The organism is Cryobacterium sp. TMT2-4, assembly GCF_004402575.1.
Classification (GTDB): domain Bacteria; phylum Actinomycetota; class Actinomycetes; order Actinomycetales; family Microbacteriaceae; genus Cryobacterium; species Cryobacterium sandaracinum.
In genome coordinates, this window is record NZ_SOGE01000029.1 from 65,371 (window position 1) to 79,165 (window position 13,795).

Here is a 13,795-nt window from a genome sequence, read left to right on the forward strand (position 1 = left end):
TTCAGTCGGGTGCTCCGGCGAGAAGTTCGTCCAGTTCAATGCTCTCATCCGCGAGCCGGGTCGTGTCGACCCGCACCTCCGTCCGGATGAAGCGCTGCACCGTCTCGTTGACGTCCCACACGTTGACGTTCATGCCGGCGACGACCCTGCCGTCCAACACCCAGAACGCGATGAATTCCCGCCTCGCCGGGTCACCGCGAAACACGACCTCCGCATCCCGGGCAAGTGCGCCGTACCCCGAGTACTCCATCCCGAGGTCGAACTGGTCGGTGTAGAAGTACGGGATCGCGTCGTAGCTGACCGCCTGGTCAAGCATCGAGCGGCCGGCCGCGGCGCCGGCCCGCTCGGCGTTGTCCCAGTGCTCGACGCGCAGATGGTGCCGCAGCACGGGGTGGAAGACCGTGGCGACGTCACCCACCGCGTAGACGTCCGGGTCGATAGACCGGAACGCCGCGTCGACGACGATGCCGTCGTCGACGGCCAGGCCCGCGTCCCGGGCCAGGTCCGTGTTCGGCACCGCGCCGATGCCGATGACGACGACATCGGCCGAAACGACCTCGCCGCCGGGGAGTCCCACTCCGGTGACCCTCCCCTGCGTCCCGATCAGTCGGTCGGCCTGAGTTTCCATCCGCAGATCCACCCCGTTCACGCGGTGCAGCTCCGCGAACACCGACCCGACCTCGTCGCCGATCACCGGGGCCAGCGGCACGCCGTCCCGCCCAAGCACCGTGACGGTGTTGCCGTAACCGCGGGCGGCCGCGGCGACTTCGAGACCGATCCAGCCGGCCCCGACGATCACGACCCGGCGGTTTCCCGGCTCCAGCTCGGCTCGGAGCGCCTGCGACTCGCCGACCGTGCGCAGATGGTACACCCCGGCCAGGTCTGCGCCCGGGCCGGGAAAGCGCCGTGACGACGCCCCCGTCGCGAGGAGCAATCTGTCGTAGCGCACGGATTTGCCCTCCCGCAGGGTCAGCTCGTGAGTGTCGAGCGCCAGCCCGGTCACCCGGGCACCCAGCCGCACGTCGATGCCCCGCTCGTCGTACCACGGTGCCGGGTGCACGTCGATCGTGTCCCGGGCGGCCCGCCCGGCCAGGTAGTCCTTGGAGAGGGGCGGCCGCACGTAGGGGTACTCAGTCTCCCCGGCCAGCAACACGATGCTCCCGTCGAACCCCTCGGAACGGATGGCCTCGGCCGCTCTGGCCCCGGCCAAGCCGGCCCCCACAATCGCAAAAGTCGGAACAGTCATTCTGGTCTCCCCACGCCGCGGCAGTCTGGTTTGATCACCAATCTACTCGCCAGCGCGCATACCGGGCATTTTCAGTAAACCTTCAGCTAACGCGCAGATAATAAACTCATGACTGACGGCCCACGCATCCTTATTGTCGACGACGAACCCAATATCCGGGATCTCCTCACCACCAGCCTGCGTTTCGCCGGATTCGCCGTGCGAGCCGTCGGAAACGGCGCGCAGGCGATCTCCGCCGTCCTCGAGGAAGAACCCGACCTCATCATCCTTGACGTCATGCTGCCGGACATGAACGGTTTCGGAGTAACCAAGCGCCTGCGGTCCGCCGGCTACACGGCCCCGATCCTCTTCCTCACGGCGAAGGACGACACCGAAGACAAGATCACCGGCCTGACGGTCGGCGGCGACGACTACGTCACCAAGCCGTTCAGTCTCGACGAGATTGTGGCCCGGATCAAGGCCATCCTGCGCCGGACCATGCAGGCCGACGAAGACGCGATCATCCGCGCCGGCGAACTCACCATGGACCAGGACACCCACGAGGTCCTGGTCGGCGACGCCCCCATCGAACTCAGTCCGACCGAGTTCAAGCTTCTGCGCTACCTCATGCTGAACCCGAACCGGGTCCTGTCGAAGGCTCAGATCCTGGACCATGTCTGGGAGTACGACTTCAACGGTGACGCCGGCATCGTCGAGTCCTACATTTCTTACCTCCGCCGCAAGGTGGACGCGCACTCGACCGAACCCCTCATCCAGACCAAGCGCGGCTTCGGCTACATGCTCAAGGCCGCCAAGGCGTAGACACAGGCTGCGCTCATACACTGGTTTCCTATGCATCAGTCACTTATGGAGCGGTGGAGCCGCATTTCCCTGCGTTCCAAAATCACGGGCGTCACGGTCCTGATGCTGACGCTCGGCCTGCTCGTCTCCGGCATCGGCACGATGGCCATGCTTCGCCAATACGTGGTCCAGCAGGTCGATTCGCAGCTGCAGATCGACGCCCAGTCCGCCTCGAACAGCTATTCGGCGGCGGCTCTCGGCCAGGGCACTACAGCCGTGGTCTCTTCGGACTACTACGTCGCCCTGTATGACGAGCACGGCAGTCTCGAGGACCACACCTGGCGGGATGTCCCGCGCAGTGAGCTGCCGATCCTGACCGCACCGCTCGACCTGCAGACCGTGATGGAGCTCGACGGCAAGACGATGACTCTGGTGGACTCGGCACATGACACCGAGTTCTTGGCGGTCGCCGTGCCGCTCGTGATCTCGCCTCAGGGAACCTTGGGCACGCTGGTCATGGCGGTCTCGTTGAGGCCGACCGAGAACACCATGGCCACCTACCTCACCATTTTCTTGGGGTTCGGGCTCGGGGTCGTGCTGGTGGGCGCCCTGCTCACCCGGCTGCTGGTGACCACCACCTTTGCACCGCTGCGAGAGGTGGAGCGCACGGCCGCGGCCATCGCCGATGGCGACTTCAGCCAGCGGCTCGGCGGCGCCACGCCCAACACCGAGGTCGGGCGCCTCAACCGATCGCTCAACACCATGCTGAGCCGCATCGACCGCCTGTTCAAGGACCGCGCCCGCACCATCGACCAGATGCGCCGCTTCGTCGGCGACGCCAGCCACGAGTTGCGCACTCCCCTCGTCTCGGTGCGCGGCTACGCCGAGCTCTACCGAATGGGTGCCTTGCAGGCCCCGGAAGAAATCGCACTGGCCATGGAGCGCATTGAGAAAGAAGCGATCCGCATGGGCGGCCTCGTCGAAGACCTGCTCGAGCTGGCCCGGCTCGACGAGACAAAGCCGCTTGCCCTCGCGCCGGTCGACCTGATGCCGCTCGCCCGTGACGCGGCCCTCGACGCCATGGCCTCCTCCCCCGGTCGCACCATCACCGTCGTCACGCCGATCCCCGCCGAGATCGAGGACAGCACCGAACGCCCCGCCATCGACCTCGCTCACTCAACGGGAGAAGTCCCCTCCGCTGCCGCACCAGGTTCGAAGCCCGACGAGCCGAACCAACCGGCGGGCGGATCCGTCTCTTTCGCCGGGGCAACCCTGGCGCGGCTGCGCACCCGCAAACCACGCAAAGCGGATGTTGCGCCGCCGGCTCCGGAACAGACTCCGGTGACCGAGCCCGGCACCGTGCAGGCCGTGGTGATGGCCGAGGAGAACAAGATCCGCCAGATCATCACGAACCTGATGGGCAACGCGCTACGCTTCAGCCCGACGGACAGCCCGGTCGAGCTCGAGGTCGCAGTCGACCGCCGAAACCAGCGCGCCTCCATCGCCGTCATCGACCATGGTGAGGGTATCCCGCCGCAGATCAGGGAGAAGATCTTCCAGCGCTTCTGGCGTGCGGACACCTCCCGTGCACGGGAGACCGGCGGCAGCGGGCTCGGCCTGGCGATCGTCGCCTCGATCGTCGCCAGCCACAACGGCACCGTCCAGGTCGTGGACACCCCCGGCGGCGGCGCAACGTTCCGGGTCTGGTTCCCACTGGCCTGTTCTCCGAGCGCGCCCCAGCGCGTCGCCCCCGTCATCACGTCGTAGCGCGTGCCGCGGCGTCAAACCCCCGCGGTTCCTCCCCCGCGGTCCGGGAGGATGATTTGCCATGGCACAACGGCAGCCAACGGGAACGGCTGCAGGCGGCTCCGTAGTCTGATCGGTATCTTCCCCTGCCGAAAGGACCCCCATGACCCGCTATCAGGTCGACAGCGAAGCAGTGCTCCACACCACCTCCGTGGCGCGCGCCACGATCGGGCGCATCCAGGGCGAGGTCGCCGGACTCATCGCCCAGCTGACCGCGCTGGAGGGCTCGTGGACGGGCCAGGCCGCCACCGCGTTCCAGGCGGCGGTCTCGGACTGGCGTGCCACCCAACAGCAGGTGGCCCAGAGCGCGGAGGGATTGAATCTGGCCCTGAACCAAGCCGGCCAGCAGTACGCCGAGATCGAGCAGGCCAACGCGCGCCTCTTCCTGCGTTAGCCGCGACGGCCTGCGCATTGGCGACGCCTGTTTTGACGACATCTGTTTTGCCGACGCCTGTTTTAGCGAGGCCTGTTTTAGCGACGCCTGTTTTAGCGACGCCTGTTTTAGCGACGCCTGTTTTAGCGAGGCCTGTTTTAGCGAGGCCTGTTTTAGCGAGGCCTGCATTAACGACACAGGGCGCCTCCCGGCGGAGGCGCCCTGTGTTGTGAAGCGGTGAAGCGGTGTGGACTTAGAAGTCCATTCCGCCGCCCTGGTCGCCGGCCGGAGCAGCGTTCTTCTCCGGCTTGTCGGCGACTACGGCCTCGGTGGTGAGGAACAGTCCGGCGATCGACGCTGCGTTCAGCAGCGCGGAACGGGTGACCTTCACCGGGTCATTGATTCCGGCGGCGAGCATGTCGACGTACTCACCGGTCGCGGCGTTGAGGCCCCAACCGATCGGCAGGTTGCGAACCTTGTCGGCGACAACGCCCGGCTCCATGCCGGCGTTGAGGGCGATCTGCTTGAGTGGAGCGTCGATGGCAACCTTGACGATGTTCGCTCCCGTTGCCTCGTCGCCGACCAGCTCGAGCTTCTCGAACGCGGTCTTGCCGGCCTGGATCAGCGCAACGCCACCACCGGCGACGATGCCCTCTTCGACGGCAGCCTTCGCGTTGCGGACGGCATCCTCGATGCGGTGCTTGCGCTCCTTGAGCTCAACCTCCGTCGCGGCGCCGGCCTTGATGACTGCGACTCCGCCGGCGAGCTTGGCGAGACGCTCCTGGAGCTTCTCGCGGTCGTAGTCACTGTCGGTGTTTTCGATCTCGCTGCGGATCTGCTGGACACGTCCGGCGATGGCTTCGGGGTCTCCGGCGCCTTCGACGATGGTGGTCTCGTCCTTGGTGATGACGATCTTGCGCGCGTTGCCGAGGAGGTCAAGCGTGACGTTCTCGAGCTTGAGACCGACCTCTTCGCTGATGACCTGTCCACCGGTGAGGATGGCGATGTCCTGCAGCTGGGCCTTGCGACGGTCGCCGAAGCCGGGAGCCTTGACGGCGACCGACTTGAAGATTCCGCGGATCTTGTTCACCACGAGCGTGGCCAAGGCCTCGCCGTCGACGTCCTCGGCGATGATGAGGAGCTGCTTGCCGGTCTGGATGACCTTGTCCACGATGGGGAGCAGGTCCTTGATGTTGGAGACCTTGGAGTTGACGATCAGGATGTAGGGGTCTTCGAAGACCGCTTCCTGACGGTCGGGGTCGGTCACGAAGTAGGCGGACAGGAAGCCCTTGTCGAAGCGCATGCCCTCGGTGAGCTCGAGCTCGGTGCCGAGAGTGTTCGACTCCTCGACGGTGACAACACCCTCCTTGCCGACCTTGTCGATGGCCTCGGCGATGATGGCGCCGATTTCGGCGTCACCGGCGGAGATGGAAGCGGTGGCCGCGATCTCTTCCTTGGTCTCGACCTCTTTGGCGTTGGCGATGAGCTCAGCGATCACGGCGGCCGTGGCCTTCTCGATGCCACGCTTGAGGCTGATCGGGTCTGCTCCGGCCGCGACGTTGCGCAGGCCTTCACGAACGAGCGCCTGAGCCAGGACGGTGGCGGTGGTGGTTCCGTCGCCCGCGACGTCATCGGTCTTCTTGGCGACCTCCTTGACGAGCTCGGCACCGATCTTCTCGTACGGGTCGTCGAGTTCGATCTCCTTGGCGATGGACACGCCATCGTTGGTGATCGTGGGAGCGCCCCACTTCTTTTCCAGCACCACGTTACGTCCGCGCGGGCCGAGGGTGACCTTGACAGTGTCAGCGAGGATGTTCAGGCCACGCTCAAGGCCGCGACGGGCCTCTTCGTTGAAAGCAATGATCTTTGCCATATGTGTTTCTCGTCCCTCCCGGACGTTACCAAAACGGTGATGGGTTGGCACTCAAACAGAGAGAGTGCCAAGTAGATTCTGGCACTCTGGGGTCGAGAGTGCAAGTGAACGGCAAGGTGCCGCGGCCGCGGCTACGGCACCAGCACAACCGTGCCTCGGTCCGACGGCACCAGCTCGATCCAGGTGTTACCGGCGGCGAGACGAATCGTCACGCCGAAGTCATCGACGAGACGGATGGGGGCGGTCTGGTCGGCCTTGGACCAGACCGCATGCACGGACTTGCCGCCGGCCGACACCCAGGCTTCCCCCGAACCGATCATTGTCGTCGTGGGAACATCTCCGTAGGTGCCGTCGATCGCGACCCGCAGGACCAGGACGTTGGTCGCCCGCAGCTGCGCACCGGTGGCGTCGAGGTCAGGTGAGCCCTCCTGCGAGCGCAGGTAGGCAGCACCGGCCGCATCCCACGTCCAGCCGGGCCAACGGGCGGTGGAGAAGGTGGAGTTGATCGCCGCGACGGGCGCGCCGTCGACGGCCGCGGACGATCCCTGCACGGTCGCGGAGTAGGCAAATTGCTGGTTCGGCGGCGGCACGGTGGCGTTCCGCGCGACGAGCGCTGAGGCCTGGAGGATGACGTTGTGCGGGGCTTCCCGGTCATCCGAACGCGCGAAGAGGCCGGTGTCGTCGGTATCGAAAGCGGCGCTGACGACATCCGTCGCGTCCATCAGGTCGATGAATTTCTGTTGGCCGCCGGAATAAGCCGCGATTCCGCCGAAGGGCGCGATGATGTCCGGGTCCATGGGTCGGATCGATCGCACCGGCCCGACGAGTTCAGGCACGTCGGAATGCCAGACCGCGACATAACGGGTCAGCCCGCCCTCGACCAGTTCTTCGAAGACGATGTCGGCGCGCTCGAGAGAGAGCTGCGGCCTGGCCGCTTCGTGGTTGTCGATCTTCACCGAGAGGGCAGGGTTCTGGAGGCTCCCGGCCGGCACACTCGTGCCACGCAATGGGGCGACCGCCGGGTCTGCGGCCGACTCGAAGGTGGAGTTCCAGGGCGTGCTGGTCGAGCTTGCCGGCGGCTTCGGCGCGTCACTGGCGCATGCGGAGACCAGCAGAAGGGGCGGCAGAAGGACGACCCCGAGCATCCGGATGGACCGGATTCTCGGTGCCGCACTTCGTCGCTGCGCTTGAACCACTATTTTCGTTGTCACGCCCCAAACCCTAACGCGGCTGCACTGCCGCGCACACATGCCTGGGAGCGACCCGACCCTGCGGTCGACCGCTGGAACATCCCCCGCTGGATCAGATCGGACGAACCGCTTCTGCCTGGGGCCCCTTTGCTCCTGTACCCAGTTCGAAGATGACGTGCTGTCCCTCTTCCAGAACCTTGTAGCCGTGCATGTCGATGGCCGAGTAGTGGACGAAGACGTCCTGGCCACCTCCATCGACGGTGATGAAGCCGAAACCCTTTTCAGCGTTGAACCATTTGACGGTTCCGTTCGCCATGTATAACTCCTTGTTGCTGTGAATTCGTCGACACGCGCCCGCTGGCCGTACCGGGCCTGGCGCAAGGATTGCGTCCATTGCATTCGACCGATGGAATACGTCTCCTGCGAGAACGCCCGGACAAACAAAATGAGGGACCAACGCCCAATTTACGGAAGCTCCGGAAGAACGAAAGGGGGTTGACGCGCGAGCGCCGGACGTATAGGCGACGGCTATTCGGCCGGCTCGTAGTCGGCGCCGACAACAACGGTCAGGTCCGCTGCGGAATCGGCGTAATCGCTTGAAAGCAGCACCTCCGAGCCGGGCAGTGACTCCGCGACTCCGCGGGCCGCTCCCTCCAGGGCCGCGTCGGCGTAGTAAACCGTCGTCGTCTGCACATCCTCCGTGCTCGCGTTGTCCAGCTCTTCGATCGTCCAGCCCTCCGCCTCGAGGAGATCGCCAACGGACCGGGCGATCCCCTCGCCGGCGGTCCCGTTCAAAACGGTCACGGTCGAGTCAGGGTCCACGGTCGCAGCCGGCGTCGGAACCGGCGCCGGAGTGTCACTCGGAGTGGCGCTCGGCTCGGCCGTGCTGTCAGCAGTCGTCGCCGTGCCCGGCAACTCGAAGTTCAGGTTGTTGTTCAGGACGGCCAGGCCGACGACTCCGATTCCGACCAGCAGCACGGTTGCGCCAAGAGACCACCACACTGCGACCCAGCCGCGCCCTTTCTTGCCGGGCGCGCGGTGGGCCCCCACCCGCTCCAGGAAGTGCGGGAAGTGGTCGAAGCGGTCTTTAGCGTAGGAATTCGGCATCGTGAGGCTGGTCAGATCCTTTGTAGTGGTGATGAGACACGGGAAGGGTGCAGGTCAGGGAGTCAATCGGTGGACTGTAGCGACCGGCGGCCCCTTGCCTGCGACCGGGCGTCGCGCAGCCGCTGCAGGCGTTTCACCAGCATCGGGTCGTGGGCCAGGGCCAGCGGCGAGTCGATCACAACCCCCAGTAGTTGATAGTACCGGGCGGCCGAGAGGCCGAACTCGGCCCGGATAGCCTGTTCCTTGGCGCCGGCATGCTTCCACCACTGCCGCTCGAAGGCGAGGATCAACCGGTCGCGCGCGGACAAGCCTGCCGGCGAGGAGGACTCCGAGGCAGGCTCCGCGGGAGTCGACGAGCCGGGAGCTCCGTCCACGTGCCACCTCCCTCGATCTCTGCAATCCTAATTGTCGACGCCTGCGTACTCGCTGGGCCGTTGGCCGTGCTGTCCAAGGTGGAAAATCCTGCCGGGCTCCTGATCGAGGAATACCACCGCGGTCTGGCGAGTTTAGTGTTGATACGGACAGATTTCGGCCTCTCCGGGGTCGAGCAGGAAGGAACGGAACATGGACTACGAGGTCGAGAAGTCGGATGCGCAGTGGCGCGCGGAGCTGAGCCCCGAGCAGTACGCCGTACTGCGCGGCGCCGCCACCGAGCGGGCGTGGGCCGGCGAGCTCCTCGATGAGGGCCGCTCCGGGATTTACACCTGCGGGGCTTGCAATGCCGAGCTGTTCAAAAGCGGCACGAAGTTCGACTCCGGTTGCGGCTGGCCGAGCTTCTACGAATCGGTGCGTCCCGAGGCCGTTGAACTCCTCGAAGACCGCACCCTCGGCGTTGTGCGCACCGAGGTGCGCTGTGCGAAGTGCGGCTCGCACCTGGGCCACGTTTTCGACGACGGATTCGGAACGCCCACCGGCGACCGGTACTGCATGAACTCCATCTCGCTCAATTTCAAGCCGGTCGAGTAAGCGTTGCCCGACCTCCTTGATACGGTCAATCACCGACGCTCCCACTCCAAGGTCACCGGACAGGCACCGAGCCATGCGGAACTGCTGCCTTTGGTGGCTGTCGCGGCCCGTGTCGCCGACCATGGCGCTCTGCGTCCGTGGCGGCTGATCGAGTTGCGCGGTGACGCCCGGCGCCGCCTGGGCGAGGCCATGGTCGAGGCCGCCGGGCTGAACGGCGCCGAAGCCGCCAGGCTGGCCGCTAAGCCGCTGCGCGCCGAACTTCTGATCGCCGTGGTCGCGAGCCGTCGCGAAAGCGACACGGTGGCGGTCTGGGAACAGGACGCCGTCGCGGCCGGTGTCGCCCACATGCTGAGCCTTCTCCTCGCCGCCCAGGGCTGGGGCGTCATGTGGCGTTCCGGCGCCCTGGCCCGCACGCAGCCGGTGAACGAAACCCACGGCCTCGCGGCCTCGGAAGAATTGCTCGGCTGGCTGTACGTCGGGGGCATTCCGGCCGATGCAAAACCGGGCGTGCGCTCGCCGATCGATCCGACGGATTTTCTCAGCGCCCTCGAGGAAACCGTCACCGAGAGAACCACGATCTGAAGCGATGAGAGAACAGGGCCGGCCACGGGACTTGAACCCGTAACCCCCACTTTACAAGAGTGGTGCGCTACCAATTGCGCCAGGCCGGCATGAGGCGATTGACGCCTTGACTAATCATCCTAAATGACGAACCCGTGCTGTGCCGCCATCGAAGCGGGGCGACTACCCTGCCGGTGCCGGCTCGGGGGTCGGCGTCGAGGTGGAGTAGGTCGCGCCGGCCGCCTGTAGCACGAAGGCCGCGAACTCCCTCGGGTCGTCGAGTGCGCCGACGTACTGCTTTCCGTTGACGAGCACGGTGGGTGTGCCGGTGATGGCCTCGACCTCGGTGTTCGGCAACGGACCGGACAGAGCCCGGTCGGTGGATGCGATGACCCACGATTTGAAGGTCGTATCGTCAATGCACGCGTTGATCTGCGACACCCGGTCGCTCACGCCGGCGTCCTTCACGAGGCCCTTGATGGCCGCGTCGTCGTGACCGGCAGTGCCCTCCTTGGGCTGTTCCTGGAACAGGATGGCGTTGAAGTCGTAGAAGTTTGCGGGGGCGTAATTGGCCACACATGCGGCGGCGTTCGCAGCCCGAAGCGAGTATTTCGTGCCGGAGGACTTGTGGGTCAGGATCGAAACCGGGTGGATCTCCACGGTCGCGGCACCCGACGTGACCCATTGGCTGATCTGGTCACTGTTGGCGGCATCGAACTCGCTGCAGAACGGGCAGAGGTAGTCGGCGTAGACGCGAATGTCGGCGACCGTGCCGGTCGCATCCGGCTTGGACGGTATCGGCTTGGCCTCGGGCTGGAGCGCGGAGGTCGTGACCGGGGTCATCCCCTCGGAGATCAGCACGCCGTCACTGGCCATGTTCGCCGGACCGGGGCCGACCGGGGGAATCGAGTTGATGATGACCACGACGATGACCGCGGCAATGGCGACGCCGGCGACGGCGATTCCGCTGCGCAAGGCGACCCGGTAACGGCGGTCCTTCTTCTTCTGCTCCTCGCGGATCCGCTTGGCCTTGGTGCGCACCGCGTCACGTCGCTGATTCTTAGAGGGACGGCTGTCGCCCGATCCGCCAATAGTCATGAATGCTCGCTCCGAGTAGTTAGTGCAGAGGCAAGCCATTTGCGAATGCCTCCCAAATAGTAGGTCCCCTTTCTGGGAAACGTCCAGACGGGGCCTGTAGGCGGGCTCCGCCGCAGAATTCCCGCCGTCGCCGCGATCCCCCGACATGACATACTTAGAAAGTTGACCTGTGGCACATGACGTGTGGCAGGCGTAGTAACCCATCACAACGGATCGTCCGGCACGTACCTGCCGGTGAAGGAGTAATCAACCATGGCTTCAGTCACGTTCGACAAGGCGACCCGCCTGTATCCGGGTTCCTCTATTCCCGCCGTTGACAAGCTCGACCTGTCGGTTGCCGACGGCGAGTTTCTCGTGCTGGTCGGCCCGTCCGGCTGCGGCAAGTCCACGTCCCTGCGCATGCTCGCCGGCCTTGAAGAAGTCAACGACGGCAACATCTTCATCGGTGAGCGCAACGTGACGGATGTCCCGCCAAAAGACCGCGACATCGCCATGGTCTTCCAGAACTACGCTCTGTACCCCCACATGACGGTCGCCGAGAACATGGGCTTCGCGCTCAAGATCGCCGGCGTCAACAAGGATGAGCGCGCCGCCCGCGTTCTCGAGGCCGCCAAGCTGCTCGACCTCGAGCCGTACCTGAGCCGCAAGCCGAAAGCACTCTCCGGTGGCCAGCGTCAGCGCGTCGCCATGGGCCGTGCGATCGTGCGTCAGCCCCAGGTGTTCCTGATGGACGAGCCTCTGTCGAACCTCGACGCCAAGCTGCGCGTGCAGACCCGCACCCAGATCGCTTCGCTCCAGCGCCGCCTCGGCGTCACGACGGTCTACGTGACCCACGACCAGACCGAAGCCCTCACCATGGGCGATCGCATCGCGGTCCTCAAGGATGGCGTGCTCCAGCAGGTCGGCACGCCTCGCGACCTGTATTCGAAGCCGAACAACGTCTTCGTTGCCGGCTTCATCGGCAGCCCGGCCATGAACCTGTTCCTGGCCGACACCGTCGACGGTGGCGTCAAATTCGGCACCGCAACGATCCCCGTGCCCCGCGAGACCCTGGCCGGCTCCACCGGCAAGAAGGTCACGATCGGCGTTCGCCCCGAGGACATCCACCTGTCCACCACGCATGGCGAGGGCCTCGAAGTTGCCGTCGACCTGGTCGAGGAGCTCGGCGCCGACGGTTACCTCTACGGTCACTCCACGGTCGAGGGCAAGCGCACCGATATCGTCGCTCGCGTCGATGGCCGTTCGCACTCGTCCGCCGGCGACACCGTTTACCTCACCCCGACGCCGCACCACATGCACGTTTTCGACGCCGAGACCGGCCTGCGCCTCGGTGGAGCAGTCGCCGACTAGGCACCCGCTCCTCAACGAACGGCCGGATGGAGCATGCTCCGTTCGGCCGTTTTGTCGTTCCCCGACTGCGGAGCACACCGGTAAACTCGACGGATGAGCGGTTCACTCAACATCACATCGGCCACTGCCGATCCAGCCCTACTTGACCTTCCCTGGCACCTCCCGCTGGATGCCTGGCCGAACGAGAACATCGCAGCCCTGCCCAAAGGCATCTCCCGCCACCTTGTGCGCTTCGCTCATTTGAGCGGTCGTGTCGTCGCCATCAAGGAGACCACCAGCGAGATGGCCAAGCGCGAGTACGAGATGCTCCGTACCCTGCAGGGCCTGGAAATTCCCTGCGTCGAGCCGCTCGCCGTGATCACGAACCGCACCGATGACGACGCCGAGCCGCTGAATTCGGTGCTCGTCACCCGGCACCTCAAGTTCTCGCTCCCCTACCGCGCGCTCTACTCGCAGACCCTGCGGCCCGACACCGCCACCCGGCTGGTCGACGCCCTGGCCCTGCTGCTGGTACGCGTGCACATGGCCGGCCTCTTCTGGGGTGATGTGTCGTTGTCCAACACCCTCTTCCGCCGTGACGCCGGCGCGTTCGCCGCCTACCTGGTCGACGCCGAGACCGGGCAGCTATATCCAGGCGGGCTCTCCAACGGCCAGCGCGAGAACGACCTGGAGATCGCGCGCGTCAACATCGCCGGTGAGCTCATGGACCTCGAGGCCGGCGGTCGAGCGGCCGACGAGCTGGATCCCATTCGGGTCAGCAATGGGATCGTGGCCGCCTACCGGCTGCTCTGGAAAGAGCTCACCGGGTCGGAATCCTTCTCCAGCTCCGAACGCTGGCGCATCACGGAACGCGTCGAACGCCTCAACGACCTCGGGTTCGACATCGAGGAACTGGCCATCAAGACGGACAACACGGGTACGACCGTGCGCATCCAGCCGAAGGTCGTCGACGCCGGCCACCACCAGCGGCGCCTGCTGCGGCTGACCGGGCTCGACGCCGAGGAGAACCAGGCCCGGCGCTTGCTCAACGACCTCGACTCCTACCGGGTCTCCTACGGCGACCCGGAGGCCGACGAGGAGATGCTGGCGCACGAGTGGCTGGTGCGCGTCTTCGAACCCGTCATCCGGGCCATTCCCCGCGATCTCAAGGGCAAGCTGGAACCGGCCGAGGTCTTCCACCAGCTGCTCGACCACCGCTGGTTCATGGCCCAGAACCAGTCCAGGGACATCCCGCTGGCCGAAGCCGTCACCTCCTACGTCAAGGACGTGCTCCGGCACCGCCGCGACGAGGCCACCGTGATCGAGCCGGCCACCGGCGAGATCACGATCCCGATCGACGTGACCGACGATGAGACCGCCGCACTGGCGGACGCGGCCGAGTCGGCCGCCGACGACGCGGCCGACTGGCGCCTCAAGGTCTGATCCGGCCGGCGCTCCGCCTGGTC

15 protein-coding genes and 1 tRNA gene are annotated in these 13,795 nt (G+C 65.8%); 8 read left to right on the forward strand and 8 right to left on the reverse strand.

Translation table 11 applies throughout. From position 1 onward, the window contains the following. Position 1: 1 nt before the first annotated feature. A complete protein-coding gene (locus E3O54_RS08735) occupies positions 2-1,246 on the reverse strand; it encodes an NAD(P)/FAD-dependent oxidoreductase (RefSeq protein WP_104100127.1) in 1,245 nt (414 codons plus the stop codon). A gap of 108 nt (positions 1,247-1,354) precedes the next feature. On the opposite strand from E3O54_RS08735, the gene E3O54_RS08740 reads away from it, so the two are divergent. The 4 genes from E3O54_RS08740 (at position 1,355) to E3O54_RS17345 (ending at position 4,446) form a co-directional block, all read left to right on the forward strand. Beyond that, a complete protein-coding gene (locus tag E3O54_RS08740) occupies positions 1,355-2,047 on the forward strand; it encodes a response regulator transcription factor (RefSeq protein WP_104100128.1) in 693 nt (230 codons plus the stop codon). A gap of 30 nt (positions 2,048-2,077) precedes the next feature. Further along, positions 2,078-3,793: a cell wall metabolism sensor histidine kinase WalK gene (locus E3O54_RS08745; RefSeq protein WP_134342238.1), complete on the forward strand. Its 1,716-nt coding sequence runs from the start codon at positions 2,078-2,080 to the stop codon at positions 3,791-3,793. 142 nt (positions 3,794-3,935) lie between these two features. After that, a complete protein-coding gene (locus E3O54_RS08750; protein WP_104100130.1) occupies positions 3,936-4,226 on the forward strand; it encodes a WXG100 family type VII secretion target in 291 nt (96 codons plus the stop codon). A 16-nt stretch (positions 4,227-4,242) separates the two neighbouring features. Further along, a complete protein-coding gene (locus E3O54_RS17345) occupies positions 4,243-4,446 on the forward strand; it encodes a pentapeptide repeat-containing protein (protein ID WP_370247647.1) in 204 nt (67 codons plus the stop codon). Positions 4,447-4,458: 12 nt separating this feature from the next. Here the strand turns inward: E3O54_RS17345 and groL are convergent, their stop codons facing one another. The 5 genes from groL to E3O54_RS08780 form a co-directional block, all read right to left on the reverse strand. Continuing rightward, positions 4,459-6,078: a chaperonin GroEL gene (gene groL, locus E3O54_RS08760; RefSeq protein ID WP_104100131.1), complete on the reverse strand. Its 1,620-nt coding sequence runs from the start codon at positions 6,076-6,078 to the stop codon at positions 4,459-4,461. Between the two features lie 131 nt (positions 6,079-6,209). Next, the gene (locus E3O54_RS08765; RefSeq protein ID WP_166805235.1) at positions 6,210-7,223 is read right to left on the reverse strand and encodes a DUF3048 domain-containing protein; all 1,014 of its coding nucleotides are present in this window, start codon (positions 7,221-7,223) and stop codon (positions 6,210-6,212) included. Positions 7,224-7,380: 157 nt separating this feature from the next. Next, positions 7,381-7,584 carry a cold-shock protein gene (locus E3O54_RS08770; protein ID WP_104100133.1) on the reverse strand — a complete coding sequence of 68 codons (204 nt, stop codon included), beginning with the start codon at positions 7,582-7,584 and terminating at the stop codon, positions 7,381-7,383. A gap of 212 nt (positions 7,585-7,796) precedes the next feature. Then, the gene (locus E3O54_RS08775; protein ID WP_134401419.1) at positions 7,797-8,375 is read right to left on the reverse strand and encodes a LytR C-terminal domain-containing protein; all 579 of its coding nucleotides are present in this window, start codon (positions 8,373-8,375) and stop codon (positions 7,797-7,799) included. 62 nt (positions 8,376-8,437) lie between these two features. Then, the gene (locus E3O54_RS08780) at positions 8,438-8,749 is read right to left on the reverse strand and encodes a DUF3263 domain-containing protein (protein WP_134342235.1); all 312 of its coding nucleotides are present in this window, start codon (positions 8,747-8,749) and stop codon (positions 8,438-8,440) included. Between the two features lie 190 nt (positions 8,750-8,939). Here E3O54_RS08780 and msrB point away from each other — a divergent pair, with 190 nt between their 5' ends. Further along, positions 8,940-9,341, forward strand: a complete 402-nt coding sequence (gene msrB / locus E3O54_RS08785; RefSeq protein WP_104100136.1) for a peptide-methionine (R)-S-oxide reductase MsrB — start codon at positions 8,940-8,942, stop codon at positions 9,339-9,341. Positions 9,342-9,344: 3 nt separating this feature from the next. Beyond that, complete coding sequence (locus tag E3O54_RS08790) at positions 9,345-9,923, forward strand: nitroreductase family protein (RefSeq protein ID WP_134401420.1); 579 nt, start codon at positions 9,345-9,347, stop codon at positions 9,921-9,923. A 16-nt stretch (positions 9,924-9,939) separates the two neighbouring features. Here the strand turns inward: E3O54_RS08790 and E3O54_RS08795 are convergent. After that, positions 9,940-10,012, reverse strand: a tRNA-Thr gene (locus E3O54_RS08795). A gap of 73 nt (positions 10,013-10,085) precedes the next feature. Beyond that, positions 10,086-11,000 (reverse strand): thioredoxin domain-containing protein, encoded by a 915-nt coding sequence (locus tag E3O54_RS08800; RefSeq protein WP_104100138.1) that lies wholly within the window; start codon positions 10,998-11,000, stop codon positions 10,086-10,088. Between the two features lie 252 nt (positions 11,001-11,252). Between E3O54_RS08800 and E3O54_RS08805 the strand changes: the two genes are divergently transcribed. After that, complete coding sequence (locus tag E3O54_RS08805; RefSeq protein ID WP_104100139.1) at positions 11,253-12,350, forward strand: ABC transporter ATP-binding protein; 1,098 nt, start codon at positions 11,253-11,255, stop codon at positions 12,348-12,350. Positions 12,351-12,443: 93 nt separating this feature from the next. Next, on the forward strand, positions 12,444-13,772 hold the full coding sequence (locus tag E3O54_RS08810; protein ID WP_104100140.1) for a DUF4032 domain-containing protein: 1,329 nt from the start codon (positions 12,444-12,446) through the stop codon (positions 13,770-13,772). Positions 13,773-13,795 lie beyond the last annotated feature (23 nt).

Bases quoted from the DNA above. Each gene is read 5' to 3' on its own strand.
- E3O54_RS08765 (WP_166805235.1), bottom strand. From the start codon at position 7,223: ATGCTCGGGGTCGTCCTTCTGCCGCCCCTTCTGCTGGTCTCCGCATGC.
- E3O54_RS08750 (WP_104100130.1), top strand. From the start codon at position 3,936: ATGACCCGCTATCAGGTCGACAGCGAAGCAGTGCTCCACACCACCTCC.
- E3O54_RS08805 (WP_104100139.1), top strand. From the start codon at position 11,253: ATGGCTTCAGTCACGTTCGACAAGGCGACCCGCCTGTATCCGGGTTCC.
- E3O54_RS08740 (WP_104100128.1), top strand. From the start codon at position 1,355: ATGACTGACGGCCCACGCATCCTTATTGTCGACGACGAACCCAATATC.
- E3O54_RS08800 (WP_104100138.1), bottom strand. From the start codon at position 11,000: ATGACTATTGGCGGATCGGGCGACAGCCGTCCCTCTAAGAATCAGCGA.
- groL (WP_104100131.1), bottom strand. From the start codon at position 6,078: ATGGCAAAGATCATTGCTTTCAACGAAGAGGCCCGTCGCGGCCTTGAG.
- msrB (WP_104100136.1), top strand. From the start codon at position 8,940: ATGGACTACGAGGTCGAGAAGTCGGATGCGCAGTGGCGCGCGGAGCTG.
- E3O54_RS08735 (WP_104100127.1), bottom strand. From the start codon at position 1,246: ATGACTGTTCCGACTTTTGCGATTGTGGGGGCCGGCTTGGCCGGGGCC.
- E3O54_RS08810 (WP_104100140.1), top strand. From the start codon at position 12,444: ATGAGCGGTTCACTCAACATCACATCGGCCACTGCCGATCCAGCCCTA.
- E3O54_RS08775 (WP_134401419.1), bottom strand. From the start codon at position 8,375: ATGCCGAATTCCTACGCTAAAGACCGCTTCGACCACTTCCCGCACTTC.
- E3O54_RS08770 (WP_104100133.1), bottom strand. From the start codon at position 7,584: ATGGCGAACGGAACCGTCAAATGGTTCAACGCTGAAAAGGGTTTCGGC.
- E3O54_RS08745 (WP_134342238.1), top strand. From the start codon at position 2,078: ATGCATCAGTCACTTATGGAGCGGTGGAGCCGCATTTCCCTGCGTTCC.